This window comes from Thermoplasmata archaeon, from assembly GCA_015063285.1.
In the GTDB taxonomy this organism is placed as follows: Archaea; Thermoplasmatota; Thermoplasmata; order Methanomassiliicoccales; family Methanomethylophilaceae; genus Methanoprimaticola.
In genome coordinates this window covers 75,965-82,256 of the sequence record SUST01000008.1, presented here as the reverse complement: position 1 = coordinate 82,256, position 6,292 = coordinate 75,965, and the positions used below count along the sequence as shown (strand labels likewise).

Here is a 6,292-nt window from a genome sequence, read left to right as displayed (position 1 = left end):
CTGAAACAAGGCCATCTCTTCCTTAATTTGGTGCAGAGGTTGTTCATCTCGAACTCAGATAGGATCCTCTCCTCCTTAGCATAGGTCAGTTTGTTAGCCGTGATCAGGAAATTGAAGACGTACCTGTTGTAATCGATCGTATCGTCTATCACCTTCCTCTGAGAGGAATCGGGCTCGATCCTCATCTTCACGACTTTATAGCACATCGTCGGATGAGTTGTATCCTTAGAACATAATTGTGCGTCCGGTCCGTCGGTCCTGGTTCAGAAAATGCATGTTTATGTTCATCGTAATGAATACCGCGAAATCGATGGGTTGACATCGCTTGTGCTGCGCGGCGATCGTACAAAGCATTTCCCATCCCTTGAAACAACTTCATTCGACATATGATCCGTATCGGTCCAGAAGTCCGAGGACTCAGATCATTTCCGTATGATACGGAACAAAATTTGACAGTTGATGCCTTTGGGAACACATAATGGATGAACAGTCTGCTGGTATCTGATTCCCGATATGGTTCAAATCAAGAATGAGTGTCGATCCGTATCATATCGCCTGATATGTCCGATCAGAGATGTCCTCCGCCGGTTCGATCCCGCTCATTAATGACAAGTGTCAAATTCTGTCGGTTCCCGTTTTTTAAAATGATTATAGGCAGATGTGTCAAAGTTAGGATTAAGAATGTTGAGTCCGTGTGAACAGGTGTGATGGATGGGGGATCTTGTCCCTCCGTGTCGGTGAGAAGAATGGCCGTAGAACTGAGGAATACGATACCGCAGGATTACAAGGTGCTGTCCGAGGCGATAGACCTCGAATGGAAGTTCTCGACGTATACGAAAGAGAGCGGTCTGCTTATCGCCGAGTATTATCTGGTCCAATGTCTGAACGGTGCGAACCATGCCATCACAGCCACCGTCGACGGAGAGCCAAAAGGGATACTGGTCCTGAAGGGTATGGGCCCAAGTTCGATCGACGTATCTGTACGCAGGAAGGAGCTGGAGGAGGTCCTTTCCGACAACCCCAGCTTCAAGATATTCCTGAAAGCGGATCATGAACTGGAAGAGATGTACGGAAGATTCGTCAAAGAATACAAGTCCTCCGATCTGGCAGAACTGTCGCTGCTCATCTTATGCAAAGATGCCAAGGGCTACGGTCTCGGGCGCACTCTTGTCGAGGAGGCCAAGCGTCTTGTCACCGAGGCAGGAAAGAAAGGCATCTTCTTCTACTCCGACACGGACTGCAATTACGGATTCTATGACCATATGGGTGCCGAGAGGATAGGCTCAGGCAGTATGTCGTATGCCGGAGAACCGCTGACGATGTACGTGTACCGTCTGATGTTCTCCTGAATGTTGGCGATCCTAAGATGTTTTCACAATCAAAGAACCGTCCCAATGGGAAACTCGAAGGAACAGTTGTCCGAGGATGATAAAATCAAGTGGCGGGCCTGAAGGGGCTCGAATGTAAGTGTTGCCAGCATATGCTTTGAAAGAGTCTATTGGGTACCCTTTTTCCTCGGATAGAATGCTCGCAGTCACCCCGCGAAAACTTATTTGATAACGAATCCACCTGTCTCAGAGGCAGCTACGTTCGATGCCCGTTTGGGAAGCATCAGGACATCAACTCTTGGTAACGTCCTCAAAAGTATTCCTAAGCCCAACTTCCGCACAGATAAATCCGGCGATTGGACCCACGAGTCTCAGGAATTCATGTTCGAACTCGTGGAGGAAGACCTTTCTATGCTGGATCCGGAGCTGCAGGCTGAATTCCTGGATTGGGTGGAATCCATGGATTACAACAAGTTCAGGAACAAGAAATCGGGCGAATTCGTCTATGCTCTGGTGGCCAAAAGGGGCAACGTCCCCTATGCGGTCAGGAAGATGAAGAAAAGGAATGCCTTGGTAGACGCCCTGGACGGCAAGGTGTTCGATCACCCCATCCCGGGTTCCCATGATAAGAGGATGACGAGGCTACTATTGATCACACCTACATTCGCACAGTATCTTCTTTCCATGGAGGAGGCGTGGGCATCGTTGCGTTCGACCCCCATCGAGGGATCGAAAACACCTTTCAATCTTTTGAACAAGCTGAATGCGAACATCACCAAGATCTTCGGAAAGCACGGGACCCTGATTGCCAAGGAAGCGCAGGCCAACGGGTATCCCGCCCCTCACATCATCGTCGTTCTTGACAGACCGGTAATGGTCAAGCGTCATGTCGGGAAGGATGGCCGCGTATCCTGGAGGGTATGCGACCCGCACATCCTCAACAGGATAGGCAAGGGGGATATGATGAGGAAGCTCTGCAGAGGCAGCTATAAGGATGCAATTGCTAAGAACCCCATCTGGAGATACGGTTTCATCGATTTCGAGGGCATCGTAACTGAAGAGGGATCCAAATCGGGGAGGGATGCTCTGACGTATCCGTTCAAGTATCTGGTCAAGTGCCTCACGGAGGACGGGTCCAGTTCCATCAAGGATCTGAAGGACATATCCTCGGTGAAGGACAAGAGCCTACGCACGATGCTCTTCACACATCTGGGCAACAAATGCTTCAGAACGAGGGACATCTCATTCGGCAAGGGATTCAAGGACCGTATCGGGATGCTCCCGGAGAAGAAGTCCGACGAACCCAGCCAATGGAAGCGCATCAAGACCATCACGGGGTACGAACACAATTTCATTAAGGCCTTCGAAGAACAGAAAGCGATCGACAGGATGGCCGATATCCTCAGGCAGCAGAAAGCGGAAATCACCCGACAGGAGGTCACATGAGCAGGTATCCGTTCTCGGACAATATCGATGATTATGTCGGGTCCTTGCAGATGACGGAAGAATCCAGTGAATCCGCCAGACGCCGTCTCGGCAATCTCGGGAGGGTGTTCCATCAGCTGAAGACGGAACGCAAGATCCCCTCGGACAGCCCTGCTCGGATAACGGCAGATGATGTCAGGGAATTCACGGAAAGACGCATATCCGACGGAGTATCGGCCAGCACGGTCAGGAGGGACCTCCAGTATCTCGACGGTTATCTGGCCTTTCATGACAACGATGCAGCGGAGATTATCCTCACGGAGGAATAGGGCCGTTCCGAGGATTCGTCGAAGGCGGCATTGGACAGGATCCTCAGGATAATCTCCGGACCCGACAAGCTTCCAAACGATCCGCTGAGAGCTTTCTCGTTCGTGATCCTTGTAATAGTCCTCGGGACGACTCCCGACCGTATCCGCAGATCTGTTCTGATCCATGGTCTGGCCAGTCAGAGCATTATGGATTACAATCTGGAATTCATAGGCGCCGACAACACCTTGCACAACATCAAGCTGGATTTCAGGAGATTGCCTATAATCGAGAGGTACATCAAGCATCTGGTATACAGGAATCAGCTGACAACAAGGATGCCCATGTTCCCTTCGGCGGATCCTCTATTCAGATTCATTAGCCCTAACGATATGCACAGGTACAAACAGGAAGTCCAGAACCATGTCGGTACCGAATTCGATTATCGCATCTGCCAGCGTCTGTTCAGAGAGAGGAAGGTATCCGATGATCCGGAGCATTATGAACAATCTTCGAGGAACCATATGCCGGACATATATTACTCCTATCCGAAGAAGGGAATAGTCGGAAGGATCAGGGATATTTTCTGATTCTCGCCCGTACAGGTCAGTGTCATCTAAATCGGTCGCTGTGCCCAGCGCACCCTGCTCGACGGCCATCGGGCCGAGAGCGGGGGCGCGGGCCAGCCGTAAGTGGGATTTTTGATGAATATGTAGAATGGAGGGTCGGGCGCCGTAGGCTCTGCCGAGGCGCCGGCCCGACCCGGGACGAATCGCGCGAGCGTAGCGAAGCGGGATTCGGACCACGACTTGATAGAGATAACCTGAGTTAAAACCGATTGATGATGAAGCGATAGCTTAGAGATGATGGAGAGGGTTTAACGAAAGGTTATCGTGAATAGGAGATTCCGAATTTTTTTTTCATAAACCTGGTCTAAAACCTATTCTATGTCATCGTTCTATATTCTTCGATAGCTGTGATCATCCATGCACAGTTTGGTTAAGTTTTTATTCTGCCCTTTGACTTTGGTGAATTGGAAGTATCATTTGTATAAGGCCGTCATTTGAAGAAGGAAACTATTGTCTCTATTACCGATCCTATGAATGCCAAATCCGTGTAGCCTTTTTTATGCGACTCTTTTTCTTCTTCTTTCGGGGTATCTTTTTCTTCATCTTTCTTCATCTTTACATCTCTTGTCTTTGTATCTCATTGTCATATAGTAAGAAAGGAAAGCGAGCTCGATCACCGTACACATGACCGGAAGGATGGTGTATGATCCGTCTGCCAAGTCTAGGTAGTATATTAAATTGCAAATTGACCAAACCGAGATTCCAATCACCATCAATATGCGATCGAACAGATCATAATTCTTGATTCTCATCTCGAACTGGGTACCATCATAACGCAGACCTATCGAATCCGCCAATCTCTGAACATCCAGAGAACTAGCGAACCAGCCAAAAACGATGAAGAATAACATGCCAAGCGGAGAATATTTCTTCAATTCTTCATGGTCACATACGAATGTAGCCAGTAATACAAAGAATGCGATAGTGATCAAGCTAAAATAAATGGATCTTCTCCAGCAGTTAAGATATGCATGGCCTGCCCCTGGGATTAAAGACAGAATCATAGCAACAGAACGATTCTTTCCTTCTTCTGTATTATTGAATCTATGAATTCCGTCCATTATAGACGGAATTCCAAAGAAACAAAAAAGGAATATGGATGCAATCGCTATGAAGTCCTTGGAGTAGTAAGAAGTCAATATGACTACAATTAACAGTACTACCCCGAAGGATATTTCAATTAGCGAAAGCACCCTTTTCATTATATCAGCGATATTTTACTCCGTAATAAACTGCTTTGGCCCCGGGTGCTACTGTCGTGTCAACTACAGCCTTTGCTACTTCTTTTGTTACTGTTGTCGCTGTGGTTGTAGCAAGAGTTGCTGCTCCCAAACCGAAGGATAATGCACAACTCCCTATAGAACAGGCAATGGCAGCCTCTTTGTACCCACAATAGTCACATACTAGCGATGCACCGAAAAGGGCCGCTGAAGCAATAAAATTCCACAATCCGCCTTCATATTCCATCTCTTCTTCTGTCATCACCCTTGCTTTCTCGGGGAGGATATCGGACAATCTCCGCTTGGCAAAGGACGATGCGACGGTTGAAGAAATGTTCGATGCCTGTCAGAGGGCCCAATGCATGCCCTTCATATCGAAGATGCCAGGAAGATTCGAGACTTACCTGGAAGAGGGAGGTTCCAACCTGTCTGGAGGCGAGAGGCAGAGGCTGTCAATAGCGAGGGCGTTCCTGAAGGATTCTGACATCCTGGTAATGGACGAGGCCACCAGCAGCCTGGACATGCTGGTGGAGAAGAAAGTGCTCGATGAAATCTTCTCGGATCCCGAACATAGGACGGTCATAATGATAGCCCACCGTCTATCATCTGTGGTCAGATGCGATAGGATTGTGGTCATGGACGATGGAAGGATAATTGAGGAAGGTACGCACGAATCGTTGCTGGCAGCCAATGGATCCTATGCGGAGTTGTGGAACAGTCAGTTCGTTTGCAGTGATTCCGGTCCAGAACGTGGCTGTAATATGTGTCCGGAAAACTCGGTAGGTGCTCTCGGCATGGGTGATGAAGATATCATGGAATACTGATGCGATTCCGAGGGTATGAAGCGGAATAGTTTACGGCCCGATCCGATCGGTTTAAGGAAGGATGGGTGCTCGATTAAATCATCCGACCTCCTGTAGATCGGTACTAGCCGTCTCGTCCGCTTCATCGATGGAATCAGATCATGCCGTTTTCTTTCATAATCGCGACATGCTCCTCGTGCTCCCGTATCTCTTCCTCCAGCTGCTCTGTTGCTACCGCTTGTTCATCGGGGTCGGCTATCATCGAGATCTCGATCCTGCGCTTGCGCACCCATTCGTCGAAATCCTCCTGAAGGCCTTTGAGGCCCTTGCCCATCATGGGCAGAACCTTCCTGATCACGACCTCTCCGTTCTCCAGATAGAACATGATGTGGTCGTTCTGCTCCACCTGGAGGATCTCGGCCACTTCTTTGATGATCGTGAATCTCTTCGCTGAATCCAATTTTACAGACCCTAAGAATGTCATATTACCAAAAATGGTTAGATGGTGGAAATTTATAAATAATTCCCCGTGTAATTACCAAATAACCAAATTATGTGATTTGGTAGGAGTTAAAAAATGA

Annotated in this window: 9 protein-coding genes; 5 read left to right on the top strand and 4 right to left on the bottom strand. The window is 48.5% G+C overall.

Annotated elements, in window-relative coordinates; genetic code table 11:
- A partial coding sequence (locus tag E7Z62_06215) for a hypothetical protein (GenBank protein ID MBE6522700.1) occupies window positions 1–206 on the bottom strand: 206 nt, incomplete at its 3' end.
- 540 nt (window positions 207–746) lie between these two features.
- Here E7Z62_06215 and E7Z62_06210 point away from each other — a divergent pair.
- The 4 genes from E7Z62_06210 (at window position 747) to E7Z62_06195 (ending at window position 3,649) form a co-directional block, all read left to right on the top strand.
- The gene (locus tag E7Z62_06210; protein MBE6522699.1) at window positions 747–1,349 is read left to right on the top strand and encodes a hypothetical protein; all 603 of its coding nucleotides are present in this window, start codon (window positions 747–749) and stop codon (window positions 1,347–1,349) included.
- Window positions 1,350–1,553: 204 nt separating this feature from the next.
- Entirely contained in the window at window positions 1,554–2,774 is a 1,221-nt protein-coding gene (locus tag E7Z62_06205) for a hypothetical protein (GenBank protein MBE6522698.1), read from the top strand.
- Window positions 2,771–3,082: a hypothetical protein gene (locus E7Z62_06200; GenBank protein MBE6522697.1), complete on the top strand. Its 312-nt coding sequence runs from the start codon at window positions 2,771–2,773 to the stop codon at window positions 3,080–3,082. Before E7Z62_06205 ends, E7Z62_06200 begins: the two co-directional genes overlap by 4 nt.
- A 30-nt stretch (window positions 3,083–3,112) precedes the next feature.
- Window positions 3,113–3,649: a hypothetical protein gene (locus E7Z62_06195; protein MBE6522696.1), complete on the top strand. Its 537-nt coding sequence runs from the start codon at window positions 3,113–3,115 to the stop codon at window positions 3,647–3,649.
- Window positions 3,650–4,227: 578 nt separating this feature from the next.
- Here the strand turns inward: E7Z62_06195 and E7Z62_06190 are convergent.
- On the bottom strand, window positions 4,228–4,890 hold the full coding sequence (locus E7Z62_06190; GenBank protein ID MBE6522695.1) for a hypothetical protein: 663 nt from the start codon (window positions 4,888–4,890) through the stop codon (window positions 4,228–4,230).
- Window positions 4,891–4,894: 4 nt separating this feature from the next.
- Window positions 4,895–5,170: a hypothetical protein gene (locus E7Z62_06185; GenBank protein MBE6522694.1), complete on the bottom strand. Its 276-nt coding sequence runs from the start codon at window positions 5,168–5,170 to the stop codon at window positions 4,895–4,897.
- Window positions 5,171–5,210: 40 nt separating this feature from the next.
- Between E7Z62_06185 and E7Z62_06180 the strand changes: the two genes are divergently transcribed.
- Window positions 5,211–5,732: an ABC transporter ATP-binding protein gene (locus tag E7Z62_06180; protein ID MBE6522693.1), complete on the top strand. Its 522-nt coding sequence runs from the start codon at window positions 5,211–5,213 to the stop codon at window positions 5,730–5,732.
- A gap of 133 nt (window positions 5,733–5,865) precedes the next feature.
- On the opposite strand, the gene E7Z62_06175 is transcribed toward E7Z62_06180, so the two are convergent.
- Window positions 5,866–6,195 (bottom strand): hypothetical protein, encoded by a 330-nt coding sequence (locus E7Z62_06175; GenBank protein MBE6522692.1) that lies wholly within the window; start codon window positions 6,193–6,195, stop codon window positions 5,866–5,868.
- Window positions 6,196–6,292 lie beyond the last annotated feature (97 nt).